The 22,651-nt window shown below is 38.6% G+C and carries 16 protein-coding genes, 1 tRNA gene and 1 pseudogene; 4 read left to right on the top strand and 14 right to left on the bottom strand.

Annotated features, from left to right (window positions below; all coding sequences use genetic code 11):
- Positions 1 to 189 precede the first annotated feature (189 nt).
- Positions 190 to 1,551, top strand: a complete 1,362-nt coding sequence (locus tag ACFX5U_RS22685; RefSeq protein ID WP_400262203.1) for a Gfo/Idh/MocA family protein — start codon at positions 190 to 192, stop codon at positions 1,549 to 1,551.
- 2 nt (positions 1,552 to 1,553) lie between these two features.
- Here ACFX5U_RS22685 and ACFX5U_RS22680 read toward each other — a convergent pair whose 3' ends face one another.
- The 3 genes from ACFX5U_RS22680 to ACFX5U_RS22670 form a co-directional block, all read right to left on the bottom strand.
- Positions 1,554 to 2,141 (bottom strand): hypothetical protein, encoded by a 588-nt coding sequence (locus tag ACFX5U_RS22680; protein ID WP_400262202.1) that lies wholly within the window; start codon positions 2,139 to 2,141, stop codon positions 1,554 to 1,556.
- A gap of 246 nt (positions 2,142 to 2,387) precedes the next feature.
- On the bottom strand, positions 2,388 to 2,951 hold the full coding sequence (locus ACFX5U_RS22675) for a hypothetical protein (RefSeq protein ID WP_280571333.1): 564 nt from the start codon (positions 2,949 to 2,951) through the stop codon (positions 2,388 to 2,390).
- 846 nt (positions 2,952 to 3,797) lie between these two features.
- Positions 3,798 to 3,869, bottom strand: a tRNA-Glu gene (locus ACFX5U_RS22670).
- A 126-nt stretch (positions 3,870 to 3,995) separates the two neighbouring features.
- Between ACFX5U_RS22670 and ACFX5U_RS22665 the strand changes: the two genes are divergently transcribed.
- Both ACFX5U_RS22665 and ACFX5U_RS22660 read left to right on the top strand, forming a co-directional pair.
- Complete coding sequence (locus ACFX5U_RS22665) at positions 3,996 to 5,213, top strand: family 20 glycosylhydrolase (protein WP_400262201.1); 1,218 nt, start codon at positions 3,996 to 3,998, stop codon at positions 5,211 to 5,213.
- Positions 5,155 to 6,507, top strand: a complete 1,353-nt coding sequence (locus ACFX5U_RS22660; RefSeq protein WP_400262200.1) for a family 20 glycosylhydrolase — start codon at positions 5,155 to 5,157, stop codon at positions 6,505 to 6,507. The genes ACFX5U_RS22665 and ACFX5U_RS22660 overlap by 59 nt, the downstream gene beginning before the upstream one ends.
- A 75-nt stretch (positions 6,508 to 6,582) precedes the next feature.
- Here ACFX5U_RS22660 and ACFX5U_RS22655 read toward each other — a convergent pair whose 3' ends face one another.
- Positions 6,583 to 6,990 (bottom strand): DoxX family protein, encoded by a 408-nt coding sequence (locus tag ACFX5U_RS22655; protein WP_280571335.1) that lies wholly within the window; start codon positions 6,988 to 6,990, stop codon positions 6,583 to 6,585.
- Between the two features lie 5 nt (positions 6,991 to 6,995).
- Complete coding sequence (locus ACFX5U_RS22650; protein ID WP_400262199.1) at positions 6,996 to 7,901, bottom strand: LD-carboxypeptidase; 906 nt, start codon at positions 7,899 to 7,901, stop codon at positions 6,996 to 6,998.
- Positions 7,902 to 8,000: 99 nt separating this feature from the next.
- Here ACFX5U_RS22650 and metG point away from each other — a divergent pair, with 99 nt between their 5' ends.
- On the top strand, positions 8,001 to 10,070 hold the full coding sequence (gene metG / locus ACFX5U_RS22645) for a methionine--tRNA ligase (RefSeq protein WP_038695154.1): 2,070 nt from the start codon (positions 8,001 to 8,003) through the stop codon (positions 10,068 to 10,070).
- 47 nt (positions 10,071 to 10,117) lie between these two features.
- Here the strand turns inward: metG and ACFX5U_RS22640 are convergent, their stop codons facing one another.
- From ACFX5U_RS22640 to ACFX5U_RS22600, 9 genes and pseudogenes are all read right to left on the bottom strand, one after another.
- Positions 10,118 to 10,909, bottom strand: coding sequence for a GLPGLI family protein (locus tag ACFX5U_RS22640; protein ID WP_400262198.1), 792 nt, complete (start codon positions 10,907 to 10,909; stop codon positions 10,118 to 10,120).
- A gap of 1 nt (position 10,910) precedes the next feature.
- Positions 10,911 to 12,653: an outer membrane beta-barrel protein gene (locus ACFX5U_RS22635; RefSeq protein WP_400262197.1), complete on the bottom strand. Its 1,743-nt coding sequence runs from the start codon at positions 12,651 to 12,653 to the stop codon at positions 10,911 to 10,913.
- Positions 12,650 to 13,696, bottom strand: coding sequence for a carboxypeptidase-like regulatory domain-containing protein (locus ACFX5U_RS22630; protein ID WP_400262196.1), 1,047 nt, complete (start codon positions 13,694 to 13,696; stop codon positions 12,650 to 12,652). Before ACFX5U_RS22630 ends, ACFX5U_RS22635 begins: the two co-directional genes overlap by 4 nt.
- A gap of 143 nt (positions 13,697 to 13,839) precedes the next feature.
- Positions 13,840 to 14,289, bottom strand: coding sequence for an Rrf2 family transcriptional regulator (locus ACFX5U_RS22625; RefSeq protein ID WP_038695150.1), 450 nt, complete (start codon positions 14,287 to 14,289; stop codon positions 13,840 to 13,842).
- Between the two features lie 165 nt (positions 14,290 to 14,454).
- Positions 14,455 to 16,095, bottom strand: a complete 1,641-nt coding sequence (gene pafA / locus ACFX5U_RS22620) for an alkaline phosphatase PafA (RefSeq protein ID WP_051959717.1) — start codon at positions 16,093 to 16,095, stop codon at positions 14,455 to 14,457.
- A 34-nt stretch (positions 16,096 to 16,129) separates the two neighbouring features.
- Positions 16,130 to 18,932: pseudogene (gene uvrA, locus ACFX5U_RS22615) on the bottom strand (excinuclease ABC subunit UvrA).
- A 126-nt stretch (positions 18,933 to 19,058) separates the two neighbouring features.
- Positions 19,059 to 20,756, bottom strand: a complete 1,698-nt coding sequence (locus ACFX5U_RS22610; protein WP_400262195.1) for a GMC oxidoreductase — start codon at positions 20,754 to 20,756, stop codon at positions 19,059 to 19,061.
- A gap of 284 nt (positions 20,757 to 21,040) precedes the next feature.
- Entirely contained in the window at positions 21,041 to 21,679 is a 639-nt protein-coding gene (locus tag ACFX5U_RS22605; RefSeq protein ID WP_400262194.1) for a M20/M25/M40 family metallo-hydrolase, read from the bottom strand.
- Entirely contained in the window at positions 21,657 to 22,646 is a 990-nt protein-coding gene (locus ACFX5U_RS22600) for a hypothetical protein (RefSeq protein WP_400262193.1), read from the bottom strand. The genes ACFX5U_RS22605 and ACFX5U_RS22600 overlap by 23 nt, the downstream gene beginning before the upstream one ends.
- Positions 22,647 to 22,651 lie beyond the last annotated feature (5 nt).

Raw genomic sequence — 22,651 nt, 5'->3', positions numbered from 1 at the left:
CCAAGTTCAACTTCTTTTCAAATTTATAGCCTCCGTATATAGTCATTTCTATAAGGAATGGGAAAAGAATCAGATAAAACATCAACTAAAATCTTCTTATTTAAATAGATCTTTAGACCAGAAATAGCCAAATAATTAGTATCTTCATGTGTTATGCTTCCTCATAACAACCAATAAACCAACAGATATATGGCTGACTTAAACCTAAACCGTAGAAAATTCATTCAAAGTACAAGTGCCGTTTTAACATTATCTGCACTGCAGACTAATGGGCTAGCCTTTACAAATCCAAGTAAAAACTTGCGTGTCGGATTGATCGGAGCTGGTTGGTATGGAAAAAGCGATCTTTTCAGACTCATGCAGGTCCGTGACATTGATGTTGCTGCAATCTGCGATGTGGACAATAACCATCTACAAGAGGCGGGTAAACTCATCAGCGAGCGACAAGTATCTAGAAAGATACCAGCGCTTTATACAGATTACAGGAAGATGTTGGCGGAGCATAAATTCGATCTCGTGCTTATCGGTACTCCAGATCATTGGCATGCGCGTCAAGCAATTGATACCATGCGTGCTGGTGCCCATATCTATCTACAAAAACCCGTAAGTATTGATGTGCTAGAAGGAGAAGCCATACTCCAAACTGCTCGAAAGCTCAATAAAAAAGTGCAGGTAGGTACGCAACGGAGAAGCACCCCACATCTCCTAGATGCTAAACAAAGGGTAATAGACCAAGGTCTACTCGGTAAAATAGCACAGGTAGAGATGTGCTGCTACTACCATATGCGTCAAAATGGAAATCCACCATTACAACCTGTCCCTGATTTTCTGGATTACGAAATGTGGTCTGGGCCAGCCCCACTACGTCCTTATGACGGCTTACCACATGGAGGTTGGTGGCGGACTTTTATGGAGTATGGCAATGGTATTACGGGAGATATGGGCATGCACATGTTCGACGCTGTCCGTTGGCTCCTTCAATTGAAATGGCCCACCAAAATCAGTGCATCGGGAGGAATATTTGTCCAAAAAGAAGGAAAGTCAAATATCCCAGATACCCAAACGGCTATATTTGAATATCCTGACCTCAATTGTGTCTGGCAGATGCGCTCATGGGGTACAGCAGCTGACACTGAATATCCATGGGCATTTATTATCTATGGTGAAAAGGGAACTTTAAAAGGGAGTGTGATGAAATATGAGTTTATTCCAATCGGAAAAGGGGAACGAATCGCGATGGATGTGGTTTATGAAAAAGAAGAATTCCCCGAAGATCTAAAAGAACCGCGTATCGAATTGCATACTGCTCCCGCAACGCGGCAGCACATGCGGAATCTCCTGTCGGCAATTGAAAAAGATCATCTACCTGTTGCTGATATCGAAGAGGGGCACATATCGACGTCAAGTTGTATTCTTGCAAATTTATCCATGCTGCTGAAACGTCCGTTGGTCTATGACCCGATCAAAAAAATATGTATCGATGATCCAGAAGCAACGCGGCATTTAAGAAGACCTTATCGTGCTCCTTGGCAGCATCCGTACACAATTTAATATCAGGAAGGGTCATTTCCTCCTCGCGACAAATGAAGGGGAGTGCTGTAAGTCATGATTTCCGTACCGTTAGACTTTTTCACAATTTCTTTTGTATTTCTAAGTATCAATGTATGGCTTCCAAGTTTGCTATATGAAACAAATTCGCCATCCGGAGTTTGGTTGCAGATAACAAACATATGCCATCCTGTGTCCTCCGGAAGGGAGATAATCACTTTTTTACCAGACTTCAATTCATTTTCTATAGTTTGAAAAAGACTGTCTATCGGAAAGTTTGCATCCCGAGGCAAAACAAATTTTTGGGAAAAAGTAATGCCGTATAATTCTTTATTGTCAAAATTACGGAAAGAGCCATCAGTTTTGTTTTTCCATTCATTTTGTAAGTCGTAAAAATCAAAATCTACGACATCATAATACTTTAGTACCATTTCGACAGCTGATGGAATGCAAGACAATTGAAAGAGTTGATTGTGGTTATTTACGACAGTATCAAAAAAATCACAATTATCGATTTTTTGTGTTTGAGCCTTCGAATGAAAAATAACAGATGTGGATATGAACATGACCAATGTTAAGAGAATCTTTTTCATAATTTAAATCATTATTGTTTTTACCAAAGCTGTGTTAAACGGTCGAAATCTTGGTGAATAAACATATTGTACTCCCCATAACATGCTCATTTTAATGTTTGTACTAATATATATATTTGGCAAAAGTTTTTTACAAAGAATGCCTTTATATTCCATCTTTTTTTAAATATATCTATTTTTATTTTTTTGTTAGGAGGAATAATAAACAGGCTACAAGTCTGTACCATAGGGCATTCTTACCTCTCACTACAAACGAGGAGAAATGCTGTAAGTCATGATTTCTGTACCGTTAGACTTTTTCACAATTTCTTTTGTATTTCTAATGATTAAGGTATGGCTTCCATGTTTGCTGTATGAAACAAATTCGCCATCTGGAGTTTGTTTATAGACGACAAAAATAGGCCAGCCCGCTTCCATTTGCAGTGCGATAATTACTTTTTTACCAGACTTCAATTCATTTTCTATGGTTTGAAAAAGACTGTCTATCGGAAAACTTGCATCACGAGGCACAACAAATTTTTGCGAGAAAGTGATTCCGTATAATTCTTTCTTGTCAAAGTCCCCGAAAGAACCATCCGTTTTGTTTTGCCATTCATTTTGCAAGTTGTAAAAATCAAAATTCACTACCTTACAATACTTTAGCACCATTTCGATAGCTGAAGGAATACCTGAGAATGGAAAGATTTGATGATGATTGTTTACGACAGTATCGAAAAAATCAATTTTATTGATTTTTTGTGTTTGAGCCTTCGAATGAAAAATAACAAATGGAGATGTTAACATGACCAATGTTAAGAGAACCTTTTTCATAATTTAAATTATTCTTGTTTTTGTAGCAAACGCAATAAAACTGTTCTAAACACAAGTTTCTCCAACTTTTTTAAATAAGATACAATTGTAAATTTTCACTCAGGTTCCTCGCGTCTCTCAAATATACGCAATAATCTGCTGTATGAAAGGATGTCAAATATCTTGCTATTAACCCCTTTAAATAGTTGTTTTTAAGCGTCTTGAGTTGGTTTTGTTAGGTTTTTATTGGTGTGAAAGATAAGGTTCTTTTCGCTATGTGTGCGTATTTTCAACTCTTTTACTATTATTTTGACAAAAAAATAATACCGATACTACAAAAGTGTTATAGTTCTTTTCATTCCACCAAGCTAACCATTTATGTTATTGCTTGATAAGTTACTATACACGCATTTGAATAAGTTCCTTAGAAGCGTTGCCCTAAATGAACCTACCGGAAAAAGTTTCGTAACAAGACACTACGCGAGGCTAAAATAAAGAAGCATTTTTGAGCGAACTAGATTATAATTAAAGAGGTACTAAGCTAATACCAAGTTTTGATTTAATAAGGGAATAACAGGGGGTTAATAGGGGTTTTATAGGGGGTTAGTAGGGGTATATCCCTATTAACCCCCTGCTAACTCCGGCTTACCACTATCGTAACCCTAATTTAATGGCGGATTTGGTATCCACTTGTTCCCCTTTTACCCCCCTACTGTTCTGGAAACTGTTCTTTTCGAGGGATATGCTGATTGCCTGCTTAAGGTTACTTAATGGACCATATGCACACATCGTATATTGTAAATAAAAAATGAAATATGACAGAATAGATTGCATAAAAAAAGCGACTCTTTTGGAGTCGCTTATTTGTAGCCCGTAGGGGAATCGAACCCCTGTTTCTAGAATGAAAATCTAACGTCCTAACCCCTAGACGAACGGGCCTTTTTGTGTTTCGGTGTGCAAATATAGAAAGTATATTGAATATATCAAAATATAAATGATAAAATTATTTATTTATCTAAAAATTGTATCTTTAGATACACAACAAACTAGAGCGCTATTAAATTTATGAATAATCAATCTTATAGAAAGCACTTTTTGCTATCGGCAACAATGGGGCTTTTGGCTGCAAATCTCTTTGCGCAGTCGCCAACAAATATTGAAAATAAAATTGAGGTGACATGGGAAGTACCGACTGGAAAAAACTTGAAAAAGAATCCTTCTTCTAAATTAATCATCAAAAACACCAATAGCCAAGCGCTTGCTCTCCAGGATTGGTCTTTGTGGTTTAATTTCATCCGTGGAATAAATGCTCAATCTGTCGATTCACGTTTTAAGTTATCCCATCGTAATGGTGATTTATTCCAGATCGAGTTTGCGAAAAATAACCTAATCTTACAACCTAAGGATACGATAGAAATCAGCTTCACCACGGTAGGCGGTTTGATTAATTACACCGATGGGCCTATTGGGCTATATGTAAGTTATGACGACAAGGGTACTTATGCTGACATCAAAAACTATCAAGCACAAAGGAATACCTTTACTGAGGACGAACGGAAAACATACTTAGCGCAGAAGTTTACGAGCAATGAACTACTTTCTAAAGGAACACAACAAGATATTTTACCATTACCGGCACAAGCCATAGTGGATAGGGCTAAGTCCTTTAAGTTGGTTAATACTGTTTCGATCAATTCAGATGCAGACTTTAACAAGGAGGTTGCTTTATTCATCCAATTCTTAAAAGAACAAACAGGTATACAAGCACAAAACAGTCAAAGCAAAGAATCGCAGTTAAAGATCGTGAAATCAGCAGGTTTCGCAAACGAAGGCTACGCATTGACGATCGATAACAAAGGAATCGAAATTAAAGCCAGTACCGCAACAGGCGCTTTTTATGGTTTACAATCGTTAAAATCGCTACTTCCTGCAACAGACTGGAGCAGCACAAACAAAACTTTAAACTTTCCATTTGCTCAGGTAAAAGACCAACCACGTTTTCCATACAGAGGATTAATGCTGGATGTAGCACGCAACTTCCACAGTAAAGAGGAGGTTTTACGCATCCTCGATGCCATGGCACAATATAAATTGAATAAATTTCACTTCCATTTTATCGATGACGAGGGTTGGCGCTTAGAGATTCCAGGATTACCAGAATTGACAGAAATAGGAAGTGTCCGTTCGGCTAACTTTAAAGACGGAAAAGCGATACAACCAGCCTATGGTTTCTGGTGCGGTAGCAAAAGACAAGCAATACCTAACTGCACAAGATTACATTGATATTTTACGTTATGCTGCAGCGAGACATATTGAAGTGATACCAGAAATCGAAACGCCGGGACATGCTCGTGCTGCGATAAAATCAATGGAAGCTCGCTATAACAAGTTGAAGAAGGCTGGAAACCTAAAAGCTGCTGAAGAATATTTATTGCATGACCCAGCTGACCAATCGGTTTACAATTCTGCTCAAAACTGGAATGACAATGTCTTGAATCCAGCTCTACCTTCTGTTTACCATTTTCTAAGCAAAGTCATTGACGAGATTAAAAGCATGCATGAACAAGCGGGTGTACCGCTGACAATGATTGATTTAGGTGGCGATGAAACACCAGCTGGCGCATGGGAGAAATCTCCACTGATCGCGGCATTCATGAAAGAAAACAACATCACCTCTATATACGATGTGTGGCCATATTATATCAATAAGATTAATGAAATCTGCCAGTCCAAAGGATTGACCATGTCGGGTTGGGAAGAAATGGGAATGAAGAATTTCGGAAAAGGAATGGATGTCAACCCTGCACTAGCGGATCATAAAATAAACTTAAATGTCTGGAATAACCTCATTGGTGGTGGACAAGAAGATTTAGCTTACCGCTTAGCAAATGCGGGCTATAAGGTCGTCTTTACATCTGCTTATAACAATTATCTGGACATGACTTGGGACCATAATTTTGCAGAGCCAGGTCACAGCTGGGTGGGATTGGTTGATATCAACAAAACATACTCTTTTGCTCCGGAAAATTATTTCCTCAATATTTTTAAAGATAATGCTGGAAATGACTTACCACAAGATTTTGCAAAAAATAAAGTGCACTTGACTGCAAAAGGAAAAGCCAATTTCTTAGGGGTGAAAGCTGGTCTTTGGTCCGAAAAAATAAATAATGACACCCGGTTAGAAGAAATGATTTTCCCACGCTTATTGGCTGTTGCCGATCGTGGATGGGCAGCTGAACAAAGCTGGGAAAAGGGCGATAGCTTTGATGCACAAGCTTACCAGAAGAGCTATGCCGGATTTATGCAAAAACTGGGTAATGATGAATTAAAGAAACTAGACAAGTTAAATCAGGGATACCATTATCGCGTACCAGCTGTTGGCGTCAAACTAGTCGATGGAAAATTGGTTGCAAATGCCGATTACCCTGGATTTAAGATCTATTATACGGAAGATAACACTGAACCCTCTTTAAAATCCAAGGAATTCAAAGAGGCCATTCCTTTTCATAACAAATCGACATACAAATTTAGAGTCATCACACCAAACGGTGACCTAGGGATTATTTCTAGCTTCTAAAATAGTTGATCAACAAAAAAGCGGGATTCCATAATTTGGAATCCCGCTTTTTTTTTTGCTGTAAGCCTTATCGGTTTATTTTTTATCGACTGAGTATTTCCCAGGTCCAATAAATAACAGACCAAAAAACACAAAGCACAATTCGATAGCATGGGAAGCCCCATTAAGTCCATCCCCTTTTCCAAAATGAACTAAAGTAGCAATGAACATCGTAAAGGCTAAGAGTAATAAAGATGGTCTAGTCCAAAGGCCTATTAATAGAAATAACCCTCCTATACTTTCCGTAACAGCTGCCATCAACCCCCAAAAAACGGGTAAAAAATGAACGCCCAAAACACCCATAGACGCACCTAGTTTTTCCCACATCGGCATCCCACCCATTATCTTCGGGAAACCATGCACAATCATCATCGCTCCCAAACCTATACGTATCATCAATAAACCTAGATCCTTGTATTTTCCTAATGTTTGAAATATTGCCATAATATTTAATCGATATATGTTAATGAAACCTTATTTTGTGTTATTTTCAATTTTACTTTCTTCCCTAGAATCAAGGCATGATTATCGTCAATATGTCCTGCAGGATAATCAAATGCAACAGGAAAATGATCATCGGATACTTTATCCATCACCATCTCTGCTACCGTTTGGCCAAAGGAAGGGTCTCCATCTTTCATGGCCGTAAAACCACCGACGATTAAGCCCTTCAATTTTCTAAATTTACCGGCACGTTTTAATGCCCATAACATGCGGTCTACACTATAGAAAGACTCTCCTACGTCTTCAATAAATAAAATTTTACCATCGTAATTGACATCCGATTCTGAAGCCAATACGGACAAAAGTATGGCCAAATTTCCGCCTATAAGCACGCCTTCGCCCTCACCTATCCGACTTGGAGCCGCTTCTTGGATATATTGATGATCTATAATATGTCCAAATAATGCTGCTTTTAGGGTATCTAATGATGCTTCAGTCCCAGCTTCAAATGATTTGGGCATCTGTCCATGTATCGTGGGGATACCATATTGACGTTGGATATGACTATGTAAAACCGTGATATCACTAAAGCCAACAAGCCACTTGGGTTGTTTTTCAAAAAGAGAAAAATCAAGTTGATCAATGATACGTACGCAACCATATCCACCGCGAGCTGCGAAAACAGCTTTAATAGACTCGTCATCCAAAGCCCATTGCAAATCTTCAGCACGTTCGCGGTCATCACCTGCAAATTGATGATAAGCAGCAGTCACGGTCTTCCCTAAAAGAACCTCTAGACCCCATGACTCTAATATTTTAACCGCTACATCTATATTCCCACGGATAAAACTTGCTGGACAGACAATTGCGACTTTATCGCCTGCTTTAAGAAATTCAGGTATTTTCGTCATAATCTTTATTTTAATACCGCAAATTGAATTATCTTTGTGAAAGAAACAAACATTTAATTTGTTTTTTTATTTCGCTAACAATTAATTTACTGTATAGCATTGAGTAATTTATCCAAAAAACGTTACACCATTACATCTGCATTGCCTTATGCTAATGGTCCTTTGCATATTGGTCATTTGGCCGGCGCATATATCCCAGGCGACATTTTCGTTCGTTATCTACGTCTAAACAATAAAGACGTTGTTTATGTTTGTGGTTCTGATGAACATGGTGCTGCGATTACCATTCGAGCTAAAAAAGAAGGTATTACGCCACAGCAGATCATTGATAAATACAATACGCAAATCAAAGAAAGCTTTGAAGAGTTTGGTATTGCGTTCGATATCTATCATCGCACTTCCGAACCTATCCACCATGAATTATCCCAAGAGTTCTTCACGAATTTATACGATAAAGGAGAGTTTGTTGAAAAATTTTCAGAGCAATATTATGATGAAGATTTTAATCAATTCTTAGCTGACCGTTACATCGTTGGTACTTGCCCGAACTGTAAGGCTGAAGGCGCCTATGGCGATCAATGTGAAAAATGTGGTACATCATTAAGTCCTACAGATCTAATCAATCCGATCTCTACATTAAGTGGTAAAACACCGATATTAAGAAAAACAAAACATTGGTACCTTCCTCTGGATAAGTATCAGCCTTGGTTAGAAAAATGGTTGATAGAAGGTAAAAAAGATGTTTTAAAATCCAATGTTTTTGGTCAGTGCCAATCTTGGTTAAAATCAGGTTTACAACCGCGCTCCATGACACGTGATCTGGACTGGGGAGTAGATGTTCCGCTTAAAGAAGCTGCTGGTAAAAAACTCTATGTTTGGTTAGATGCTCCTATCGGTTACATTTCGGCTACTAAACAATGGGCGATAGATCAGGGTAAAAACTGGGAAGATTATTGGAAAAAACAAACAAATCCAGAGGATGACTCTTGTTTGATACATTTTATTGGAAAAGATAATATCGTATTCCATTGTATCATCTTTCCTGCCATCTTACATGCGCATGGTGAATACATTTTACCAGATAATGTACCTGCCAATGAATTTTTGAATCTTGAAGGTGATAAATTATCGACCTCACGTAACCATGCTGTATGGTTACATGAATATCTAGAAGAATTTCCAGGAAAACAGGATGAATTGCGCTATGTATTGACATCAATACTTCCGGAGACTTCAGATAGCGAATTTACATGGAAAGATTTTCAAGCACGTGTGAACAATGAATTGGTTGCCATTTTAGGGAACTTTGTCAATCGCGTCATGGTGCTTTCTCATAAATATTTCAATGGTCAAGTTTTATCCGGATCACCTTTAAATGAGGTGGACCAACATGTCTTCAGCGAAATGGCAAAATTGCCGGAGGCAATCGCTGGTTCGTTGCAACAATACCGTTTCCGTGAAGCGATGGCTCATTTTATGAACGTTGCTCGCCTAGGAAATAAGTATTTAGCAGATGAAGAACCATGGAAAGTCATCAAAACGGATGAAGAACGTGTAAAAACAGTGTTGAATGTGGCTACGCAAATTGTTGCAAACTTAGCTGTATTGGCACAACCATTCCTTCCGAAAACGGCTACTAAACTTTTCGAAATGCTGGATTTCCCGCGTAAAGACTGGACAGATGCTGGAAAGTCTGACTTAATTGCTGATGGACATCAATTGAGTGAGGTACAGTTATTATTTGAAAAAATAACGGATGAGCAGGTTGAGTTTCAATTGAACAAGTTGGCGGAAGCAAAAATTGCGAATGCAGCGGCTAACGTGAAAACGGAACCTGAGAAAGCAAATATTGCTTTTGAAGACTTTACGAAACTTGACATTCGTGTAGGAACTATCCTCGAAGCGGAAAAAGTTGCCAAGACGAAAAAATTATTAAAAATCAAAATCGATACAGGGATTGATCAACGTACTGTTGTGTCAGGAATTGCTGAATTTTTCTCGCCTGAGGAAATCATCGGTAAGCAAGTATCTATATTGGTGAATTTAGAACCTCGTGATATCAAAGGAATCACCTCTCAAGGGATGATCCTAATGGCGGAAGATGCAGATGGTCGTTTGGATTTTGTCAATCCAACAACGGCAATCAAGCCTGGTAGTACCATTAGATAACAATACGAGCATAAACAAAAAAGGGAACGTTGCGTTCCCTTTTTTGTTTAAAATAAAATAGCATTCAGCTTTTTATTAAATTCCTTCTCGCTTAGCCAATCGTAGACGGAGGTCTTCAATTTTGCGATAATGGCTGTTTTTGGTTCTGCCACGACCTTCTTTTTCTTTGTCAGCACAGCAGAAACGGGTGTATTGGTTAACTCCACCTTGGTCGCAAATATATTGACGTTCATACTGGGAATGGATACCCCTAATATCAAGCCGGGCAAGCCGTGGATAAGCTCTGGGCCTACCGGAACAGGAATTTGTCCCGCAAAAAAAGCGACCACATAAATGGAATCTTGTATAATCCCATTTGCCCGACGGCAATCGTATCCCGCAATATTGCGATACTCATCGGTATACTTCCACTTCACATGGGGTAGCGAGTCTTTCATTAATAATTCCTCATCACCAAATGGAAGTAGCTTAAAGAAATTACTATCTTTTAAGTTGATGTAGGTCTTGCTGTCGGCAATAAATGGACTATGCCAAAAGACGTTCCGATAATTGGCCGGATAATCTTCTTTTATGGTCTCAAAAACAGTCTCATCATCAAAAAATTTCAAACTGTGATGGGTAATCATCTCTACAGGTCCATTTTTTACTGCTGCTTCTACACTGATTTTGTCCCAAGCTTCCAAATCGGGCTTATTCATAAAATTTCTATTCAAATAATTCCGAAGATGGAATTTTCTTTCATAGGTCACGGTGCCACTACTTGGAAAGAATGCGTATTGGGCCGACACTTGAGCGATAAAGCCCATACATAAGAATAAACATACGAGATATTTTTTCATGCTATTTTCCTCCTTTCATAGTTGTAAAATTATAAATCACCTTCAACATGCCATAGCGGTGTAACACCTGATTACTGGACTGAATAAAGGATGAACCACTTTGAGAGCGATCGATACCTTTATTTTTATTCAAGATATCATTGACAAAGAGCTGGGCTTCTAACGATTTGTCTTTAAAGAATTTTTTCGAAATATAACCATTCATGTTGACGGTATTAATTGCTTGTAGGGTCTGTGTAGCACGCTGATAGTTTTGGCCTACGTTGATCCCGATTTTAAATTCTTTGGGTAAATAGTACGTAGCATTACCATAAGATCTCATTTTAAAAGTCATACTGCTGTACTCAGGCTGTAACGAAGAGTTTAGATTTTCAAATCCTGGACTGATACTGAGGTAAAAATCAAGCTTATTTGCTTTGTAGCGACTAATGCCAATTTCAGGGGCTGCTCTCCAGGTCTCATTCTGGTTGAGTTCTGCTTCTTCTCCTTCTATCGATAGGTAACTATATTGGCTATTATAATTGATATTTGCACCCAAGTCTAAATTTAATCCCCACTTCTTGTGCACGACAAATCGGTATCCCGAGCCTCCATAAAGACCCCAATTGGTCTTATCGATATTCACAAATTGAATCTCTTGTCGACCATCATCAAAATACTTCACTTTGTTCGTTATACTGTTCACTCCTTGCGATGCACTGAGGTAAACATAGATACTTTGATCTTTCAGCTGCTTGTACGAATTGAAGTTGATCGAGTAATTATTGTAAAACCCTGCTTTCAAATCAAAGTTGTCAAGATAGGTCACCAATTGCTGTGCGTTTTGTTTTAAGGGTTCAATTTGAGTCAATGAAGGCTGCGTAGAACGTCCTGAATAACGCACATTGAAACTTTTACTTTTCGTCAGTTTATAGTTGATAGACATGCTTGGTCGAAAAGACGTTTGATTGCGTTGTAGTACCGTCTCTAAATTATTATACTGACGTTTAACATCTTCCAAATCCAATTGATTGCTCACATTCATGGTCAACTTATCGTCTTTATAATTCAGTGAAGTCGTGATTCCATTTTTTGTACTGGTATAGTCAAAATCATTGAGCACTTTCTGGTCAAGCACCGTATATTCTCCTGTTATAGGGTCTTGGTCGAATGACTGATTCAAGGTCTCTGAGCCATTACTTGAAAACGTGTAACCGAGCGATCCGGTCAATCTTTTGGACAAAGGTTCGCTGAAGGTCAATGAGGCATTTAAGCTGCTATTATTATTCTTGTCTTTCTTCAATTGATCGATGACGGCTGTTTTATTTTCAGTCGCTAAATAGGTACTTGAAAAATAATTCGTTTTCGCATCATTTTGATCAATATTGGTATTGATGCCTAGTGTCAGTGATCTTCGTTCTTTCTTAAAGCGTCTGGTCAATAAGACGTCCAAATTAAACCGTTCCTGATCGCCATTCACTTTGTTTCTAGCATCTGTCTTTGTAATCAGCTTGCGGTCTAGATTCATTTGTTCACTAAATGATTCTGAAAAATCATCGCGTTGCACTTTATTGAACCCCATCTTGACAATCAAGTCGGTCAACGAGTCCAATTTACCATCGTACCTCAGATTTGCCGCTTGAGTCCGACTCTCTTTGTCCGAATGGGTTAAAGAGCTATCAATGCGCGCTTGTCCTGGAAGGTTATTTTGAGCAAAATAGGTGCTTGTATTACGGACATTGAGCTGATTGCGTTTTACATTCACATTAATTTTATGTTTATCATTGGCTGTTTTATCTGAAAAGCTCGCTCCAAAGTTAAGGGCTTTGGGTACGCCTCCACCATAGAAAACTGACCACTGTAACCACCTTCTGCTCCGTCTCCTCCTGAAATCATGATACCGCCACCATCCATAACTTCCATATTACCGGCACCGCCTACACCATATTTCTGACCGTCTTCAAAACCAAGGCCAACCATACCATCATTAGCTGCTATTCCATAGACAGCTATTTTCTGACTGCCATTGAAACGATTGGCCATGACTTTAACGCCGTAATAGTCATCGGTTCCAGTGCCAACAGTAGCCTGTCCGAACATACCCTTTTTACTATCGGCCTTAAGCTTGATATCGATGGTTTGCGTGCGTTCTCCATCATCCACACCTGTACGGTCGGTTAAATCTGATTTCTTCTCGTAAACTTGGACCTTACTGACCATATCCGACCGGATATTTTTAGTGATTAGGGTCGGGTCGTCACCAAAGAATTCCTCACCATCCAATAAGACTTTCTTTACTTCTTTTCCATTGGCAGTGATTTTTCCATTGGCATCTATCGTCATACCAGGAAGGACTTTCAATAGATCTTCAACCTTGGCATCCTTCTCCACTTTAAAACTCGCGGCATTGTATTCAATGGTATCTCCTTTAATTATAACCGGTATTCCGCCGACTACTTGGGCTTCCTCCAGCAATAAAGCGGCTTTTGATAATTTGATTGCACCCAAATTAATCGGTACTTTTCCTACCTCAACATCCTTGACATAGTCTGCATATTGCGGAAAGGATACGATGAATTTATAGGTTCCAGTATCAATTTGTGGAAAGTTAAAAGTTCCATTTTCTTTTGTCCGGACGAACTTAACAAGAACAGAATCTTTAGCATTTAATAATACAACAGCTGCTTTACCTAGTTTTCCCCCATCCTTCGAATCAACTATCTCTCCCGCTACCTTGGTTTGTGCATGTGCTGAATTGGTCAGAATAAATGAGCATAGTATCAGTATGCTCCAATAGAATTTGGCCATTAAATCAGGTTTATAGTAGTTTAAAAACTAAAGATATAGTTTTGATACGATAAAATCGTATTCTTTTTGTTAAATTTTCGTTAAAAATAAAAAGGGTCGCGTTAATTGATTAACGCGACCCTTTTTATACCTATTAATGTTAACTAACTATCTTCTGATGTATCTAAGTTTAATTGTTTTTCCTTATTAATTAAACTTGCTACACTTGTATCGTTCAATATTTGTAACATAGCGTTACGAACCTCGACAAATGTATCGCGTATACCACATGCATGCTCCGTTGTACATTCATCACAAGAGCGATAAAAATTAAGACTTACACAAGGTAATAAGGCTATAGGACCATCAATCAATCGCATTACCTGAGATAAATAGACATCTTCAGGTGCTTTATTCAAACTATAGCCACCTCCAGCACCTTTTTTGCTATACAAAATTCCAGCATTACGCATTTCTAACAATATCTGTTCTAAAAATTTCTTAGGAATATTTTCTTCCTCGGCAATTTTCACGATCTGCATGGGGTCCTTACCGTAGTTCCTACCTAAAACCATTAAGGCCTTAATTGCATATTTTGTCTTTTTAGAAAGCATATTATTTAATCAAATTTTATCTACAAACTTAGATAAATTTGTGCTATTTACAATTTTAATTACATTGTATATAAAACAAACTTATCTTCCTATCCACTTCATACACTAATTTTTCATAGCGGAAATCAAACATCCCCTACCTGCCATATAGCATTAAAAGCAGTATTACTGCCCAAGCACCTCTACGATTGGTGTGCCAATGCTACCATTTGGTTCCATGACATGCAACAAGGCAGCAAGTGTAGGAGCAATATCGGTTACGTTTACAGCTTTATTAGAAACGCCAGGTTTGATGCCCCAGCCCATAAATACCAGCGGTATATGGGAATCAAAGCTCGACCAGGTTCCATGTGTCGTTCCTGTCGAACGTGGTGTACCATCATACCATTGTGGTTCAACAACGATTTGAATAATACCACTACGTTTCATATGATATCCGTTTATTGCTTTTTCTCGTATCGCAAGTGGCGCCTGTAAGACATCCCCTTTTGACATATCAAATACAAATGCAACGCCATCCTGTTTCTTCAGATACTTGATGATATCCGTTTTAATCGCTTCTTCATCTAACTTTAAGGTCTCAATCTTTTCATTATCCAAATGCACCTGGTAGTTCATTAAGCTTTTAACCAGTTTTTCTTGACCATATTTCGCTTTCAAATTTTCGTTTAAAGCTGTTATAATCTGTCTACTTGGAAAATAACCACCGTTGCCCTTCATATCCATAAAATAACGCGAGTTATAAGATGCGGCATGATCTGCTGTTAAAAAGAACGTATAATTGCCCGCTCCAACGGTCTTGTCCAAATAGTTAAAAAGATCAGCCAATTCATGATCCAGTTTCAAATAGATATCTTCGATTTCTACAGAAGAAAGAGAATAGCGATGTCCTACATAGTCCGTAGCAGATAAACTGACACACAAAAAGTCTGTACTTTTCGTCGGGTTATTTCCTAGTTTTTCATTTTCAATAGCTGCTTTAGCCAAATCCAATGTCAAGGTATTGCCCATAGGTGTAGTTTTGATTAACTCATAACCTTCAGTCTCCATCAGTTTGGATGTCGCTCTTGGCAATGTTGGACTTGTTTCTCCGGCATATTTCCCCTCATATATATTGTCATCTGCAATACTTGAAGTATAGGTTGCCAAAGGATATGATGGTTTCCAATCTTGTTTTAAATATTTTTCAGCAAGCTTTTTCTTATTAAAATCATCTACCCACTTCGGTAACTTATCCATATAAAAATTGCTCGTAATCCAATTGCCTGATTTAGCCTCAAACCAATATGCAGCATCAGCAAAATGACCTGCTGGAAGAATACCACCACGATCTTTAATGGCAATACCGATAACCTTTGATTGAAAATTGGTTGCCAACTTCAGTTGATCTGTAATCGTTGAAGCCAACAGATTACGTGGCGATTGCTTACCCTCAGGCTCTGTTGTACCAACACCTTCTACATTGTCATCCTGTGTACAGTACATCGCTTTACCGGTTTGCTCCATAATCCAATCATTTCCTGAAATACCATGTATAGCAGGGACTGAGCCTGTATAGACCGAACTATGTCCAATTGCTGTATAGGTTGGAATATAGTTGATCAAAGTATTTTCACAAGAAAATCCATCACTCAACAATCTTTTGAAACCTCCATTACCGTACCTTTCAGCAAATCGATACAAATAGTCCCAACGCATTTGGTCAACCATAAGACCGACGACTAATTTAGGACGTTCTGGAGACTGTGCGAAGGTTGTTAAGGTACTCAACCCAAAGCACATCATTACTAACATTTTTTTAATCATGCCTTTTGTATAATCTAGTCTATAAATGTAAAAACTAATTTTTTAAATGCGTTTGTAAATATTGTCCTGTATAAGAATCTTTACAGTTTACCAAATCTTCGGGCAGACCCGCGAAAACTAATTTACCCCCTTTGTCTCCACCCTCGGGCCCGATATCAATAACCCAGTCTGCGGACTTGATCATATCCATATTATGTTCGATGACCAAAATGCTATTCCCCAAGTTAATCAGTGCCTCAAAAGATTTCAAAAGCTTTTTGATATCATGAAAATGAAGGCCTGTCGTAGGCTCATCAAAAATGAATAGTGTTTTCTTACTATTATTTCCTTTGATTAAAAATGAAGCCAATTTTATCCGTTGTGCTTCTCCTCCAGACAGGGTACTCGATGATTGTCCCAACTTGACATAACCAAGTCCAACATCTTGTAAAGGTTGTAACTTAGCTAATATCTTAGGTTGATCAGCAAAGAAAACAATGGCCTCATCGACACTCAATCCTAAAATATCAGAAACAGATTTATGTTTATATTGCACATCCAACACATGTTGCTTAAACCGTTTTCCATCGCAGACTTCACAAGGCAAGACGATATCTGCCATAAACTGCATCTCGATCTTCACTTCACCTTCACCTTGACATACATCGCAACGCCCGCCTTCCACGTTGAATGAAAAGGCTGCCGGTTTGAGACCCGCGGCTTTTGCTGCCGGTAAGTTCGAATACAATGCTCTCACTTCATCCCATGCCTTCACATAAGTAACAGGGTTGGATCGTGAGGAACGGCCAATAGGATTCTGATCGACCATTTCTATTTGCTCCACATGATCAATATCTCCTTCGATACCGTCATACACACCGGTTTGTTCTCCCGAATAATTTCCGATGGCTTTCTGCAAAGCGGGATACAGAATTCGTTTCACCAAGGATGTTTTACCAGAGCCTGAAACACCGGTAACCACTGTAAAATTGTTCAACGGAAACGTCACATCAATTCCCTGAAGGTTATTCTCATGCGCGCCCTTGATGGTAATGGCATTATTCCACTGCCGACGTTGCTTAGGAATATCGATACTATCTTTCCCGCTTAAATAGCGTCCTGTCAAACTTTGATCATCCTTAATAATATCTTCGTAATGACCTGCAAAAACCAATTCCCCGCCATTAATTCCTGCTTCAGGACCAATATCGATCAAATAATCTGCGGCCTCCATCATTTCTTGTTCATGCTCCACCACAATTACGGTGTTCCCAATATCACGTAATGATTTTAACACACTGATCAACCTTTGTGTATCTCTAGGATGCAAACCGATACTGGGTTCATCCAAAACATAGATAGAAACCGACCAAAGAACTTCCTAAAGAAGTGGCCAGATTGATACGTTGTGACTCTCCTCCGGAAAGCGAGTTTGAAAGTCTATTTAAGGTTAAATAGCTCAGTCCTACATCGCAAAGAAACTGTAATCTACTTTCAATTTCTGATAATAATCGCTTCGCTATCAAGAGATCATTTCCCACCAATACCAAGCCTTGAAAAAAGGCTAATGCTTGGTCTAATGGCATCAAAACAATATCTGTAATGGATCTATCCCCAACCTTAACGTATGTCGCATCTTGGCGAAGACGTGAACCATGACAATCTGGACAATCGGTCTTGCCACGATACCGTGATAACATAACCCGATACTGGATCTTATAGGTCTGCTCTTCTAGTTCCTTAAAGAATTTATCCAAACCTGAAAAATACTTATTCCCAGTCCAAAGCACCTTCTTTTGTGCGGCGGTTAGATCCGAATAAGCGCGATGTATAGGGAAATCAAATTTTAAGGAGACTTTAATTAAAGCCTGCAACCATTCCCCCATCTTTTCACCACGCCATGGCGCAATAGCGCCGTCATACACCGAACGACTTTTATCAGGAATAACCAAATCAGGGTCTATGCCGACAACTTTTCCATATCCCTCACATCGACGACAGGCGCCATAGGGATTATTAAAACTGAAAAAATTGGCAGTTGGCTCTTCAAATAAAATACCATCGAGTTCAAAGCGATCAGAGAAATGATGGACTTCTTCGCCCACAGTAATGGAACAATTGCCTTTTCCTTCAAATAAAGCTGTCTGAATGGAGTCCGAAAGACGATTTAAGGTGTCGTCATCCGATTCGATGCGCAAACGATCCGTAACAATTTCAATCTCTCCTTCTTTTATGGCCTTATTATCGATCTTTTTATTATCGATAATACTTTCTATTTTCTGCAGTTCGCCTTTATATTTTATACGAACAAAGCCTTTTTGCAATAATAGCGAAAGCTCCTCTTTCAATTTACGATCGTTCGTAGGAATAAGCGGGGCATAAATAGTAATGGAAGTTCCCTCTTCTAAAGAAGTGGCAAAATCGACAATACTGGAAACAGTATCTTTCGTCACAAGTTGCCCAGATACAGGAGAAAAAGTTTTGCCGATACGTGCATATAGTAATTTTAGGTAGTCATAAATCTCTGTGGATGTACCTACCGTAGAACGTGGATTGCTGGTGATGACCCGCTGCTCAATGGCAATTGCTGGCGCAATTCCTTTGATATAATCCACCTCTGGTTTATTCATCCTTCCCATAAACTGACGGGCATAGGACGACAGACTTTCGACATAACGACGCTGCCCCTCTGCATATAATGTATCAAAGGCTAAAGAAGATTTTCCTGAGCCTGACATACCTGTGATAACAACCAGTTTGTTTTTCGGGATATCGACATCAATATTCTTTAAGTTATTGACCCTTGCCCCTTTTATTTGAATATAATTTTTCGGACTATTATCCTGTGTCTTCGCCATTTATAAATTCCAATCTAATTTGTTTTCATCTGACATACAGATAAAAACAAAAATAAGGATTTAAAATCCTTATTGATAATCTCCTTCAATAAAAGCTTTGATATTTTACATAAGCTTAATAAAGAATTATTTTATATTTCCTTTTTTCATCTGTTCAACTGCATATGTAACTGCTCTGGCGGTTAGTGCCATGTATGTCAATGAAGGATTTTGAGTTCCAGTAGACACCATAGATGCACCATCTGTCACAAAAACATTAGTACAATGATGCATTTGATTCCATTTGTTCAAAATTGACGTTTTAGGATCTAGCCCCATCCTCGCTCCTCCCATTTCATGAATATCGAGCCCTGGATTTTGACCACTATTATGTGTTGAAATATTTTTTGCTCCACCAGCTTCTAACATCTCCGCTCCCTGCTGAAAGAAATCATCCCGTGATTTAAAATCATTTTCATCATACGCAATTGCTGTAATGACCAATGGAACTCCATATCTATCCTTTCTATCTGTGCTTAAACGAATGTGATTTTTTTCTTGAGGAATGGTCTCGCCCTGCATCATCATGCCTACATGCCAATCTCCTAAAGTACTCAATTGATCTTTATAATCACCTCCTACCTGCATGGCTAATTGAGAGGCTGATGAACGACCTCGGGAAGCTCCAAAAAAAGATGCATATCCACGTAAAAAATCCATTTCCTGTTTTGCTACATTTCTAAAATTAGGGATAATAGGCTGTGTAGGTCTCCTTCCATAATAATAGCTATCTTCAAAACCTTCATAACTCGCACTGATGGAACCTAAGTAATTGTGAAAGGCAATATACTTACCCAAAACACCGCTATCGTTACCTATTCCTTGCGGGAATCTGTCGGAAATAGAATTTAATAAAATTTGATTTGTAGCAATTGCAGATGCATTTACAAAAATTACTTTAGCATAGAATTCCATACTTTTATTGGTCTCGGCATCTATGACACGTACACCAATAGCTTTTCCTAATTGATCATCATAAATTATCGAATCGACGACTGCATGAGGTCTCAACGTTAGTTTACCGGTCTTCTGTGCCCATGGTAAAGTGGAAGCATTGGAACTAAAGTAACCTCCAAAAGGACAGCCTCGTTGACAGAGGTTTCGAGCTTGACATGCTCCTCTTCCTTGATCAATATGTATCTGTTTTGGTTTAGTGAGGTGTGCACATCTCCCTGCAATCACTTTGCGGTCAGGATAGCTATTGTGAATTCTACGTTGAATTTCTAATTCTACTTGATTCATTTCCCAGGGTGGCAAAAACTCTCCATCGGGCATCGCCTCAATACCATCTAAATTACCTGAAATGCCAACAAATTTTTCTACATAACTATACCAAGGTGCTATATCAGCATAGCGGATCGGCCAATCTACAGCAAATCCATCCCTTGCGGGACCCTCAAAATCATATGGCGACCAACGTTGTGTTTGTTTAGCCCAGGTCAAAGATTTACCTCCCACCTGATAACCTCTAATCCAATCAAAGGGTTGTTCTTGGATATAAGGCTGTACATCATCCGGTGTAAAAAAATGTTTGGCATCTTCCTTATTCGCGTAACATTTTGAGGCAATTGGATTTTCTTTTTGTTCCTTTAAAGTCAGTTGATTATTATTTCCAAGCTGCCAGGGATCTTGGTATGCTGTGGGGTAATCTTTAATATGCTTAACATCTCTACCCCTTTCTAATACCAATGTTTTTAATCCTTTTTCACAGAATTCCTTTGCGGCCCATCCTCCGGAAATTCCAGAACCGATTACAATAGCATCATAATTATTATCGTTTTTCATCTATAAAATTAGGTTGTGGTTGTTTCTAAAGGTAATTAATCTATTGACTAGATCCAAAATAGATTACATACTATTTTCTCAAAACTTCATGCAGACACGACTTCGCTTTATAAATTTAAAAATTTTATATGGAAACAAGAAATTGTAAACAAATAGATTTTCTAAGGATACAAGCAGACTTATTAGAATCGTAAACATTAATCTGTAACTAAAAAATCTTTAAAATAATGATTTAGATACATTATTTTAAAGATTTTCATGAAGGTCTTATTCGTTCGTTCTGCTTAATAACCAACACCACTTCTCCTTGGTTGCCTAATGGGAGGCCAAACACCCGGTTTGCCATCTCGATCTGCAGGTAGCACACGTTGTTCCCTATTAACTAAAGCAGGTTCTTCAGAGGCTTTATACGCCATCACAGCGGTAAGGATGACATTGTATTTCAAATCATCGAATACCAACTTATCATAAGTATCTAAGTTCGTATGCCATGTATTCGTAAAGTAACCCCAAGATAAAGAGCTTAACATAAAGGCTGGTACACCCGCTGCGACAAAAGAAGAATGGTCTGACCCACCGCCACTTGGAGATCCTGGGAATTCAGTTTTGATATCTTTTGTCACCGCAACCGGTACGGCAGACATCCAACGTGATATATAATCGTAAGCATGTACAAAGCCCGAACCATTAATTCTCTCTACACGTCCTGTTCCATTATCCAGATTGAAAACAGCTTGTGTGTTTTCAACAATATCTGGATTATCCAATACAAAAGAGCGAGAACCATTTAAACCCTGCTCTTCACTTCCCCAAAGACCAATCAAAATAGTTCGTTTCGGATTTGGTAATACCTGTTTTAAAATACGTGCTACTTCCATCATTGCGATAGTCCCTGTGCCATTATCTGTGGCGCCAGAAACCACCCTCCCACGAATCTAGATGCGCCGAGAGAATAATATACTCATTGGGAAATTCACTTCCTTTAATCTCTGCAATGGTATTGAACGAAGGCACATTGCCTAAGTCTTTTGAAGAGGTCTCTACACGGATCATAGGTTTGATACCTTTATCTGCGAGACGATATAACATACCATAATCCTCTAAAGATATATCGAGCGATGGTGCCTTATATGATCGTGCTCCAAAGATTTTATTTGCACCAAATTCATTTGACCAGTTACTGGTCAAAATACCTGCAGCTCCTGCATCTTCCAAAATGGAAGGAATAGAGTTCGCTGACATGCCCGATGCTTTAATGCGATTGTTCCATAAAAGCGCCAAAGAATCCCGAGATCTATTCATTTTTTCAATAGACTGCTTTGTCCCAAACTCTTCCCAATTATGATCTGGTCGCCCTGTAGGTTGTGGCATGGAAATCATGACGAATTTGCCTTTAACATCTGGTAGCCATTTGTAAAAAGACAAGGAATCCTTTACATCTGGTAGTGCTATAACCTCTCCTTGTATACTTTTTCCTTTTGTACTTGGACTCCAAGCCAGTTGTGTGCCGACCAATGACTTAACACGAGGCGTGATCATATCGATATGCGAAATACCGCGTTCCCATCCTCTCCATTCACCAAATTTCTCATTCTTGGCCGCAATTCCCCAACTTTCAAACTTTGCTAATGCCCATTCATTTGCCCGAGTCATACCTGGAGTCCCCACTAAACGTGGACCAACAACATCGAGCAACTCAAATGCAAGTGATTCTAATTGAGAATTATGATTGGCTTCTACTACGATTTTTTGCACAATAGGTTCTAATACCTGCGGCGCTTGTTGAGATCGGTTTTGTGCAAATCCATTGTCTATCGCTAGAAAGCTTAAAAACAAAGCATATCCTAAGACTTTTTTTGATAAAATATACGTAAGATTAGTTCTTTTCATAAAAA

Origin of the sequence: Sphingobacterium sp. SG20118 (genome assembly GCF_044740685.1) — a bacterium.
GTDB lineage: Bacteria > Bacteroidota > Bacteroidia > Sphingobacteriales > Sphingobacteriaceae > Sphingobacterium.
The sequence above is the reverse complement of the archived record's forward strand: the minus strand, read 5'-3'. Positions and strand labels throughout refer to the sequence as shown.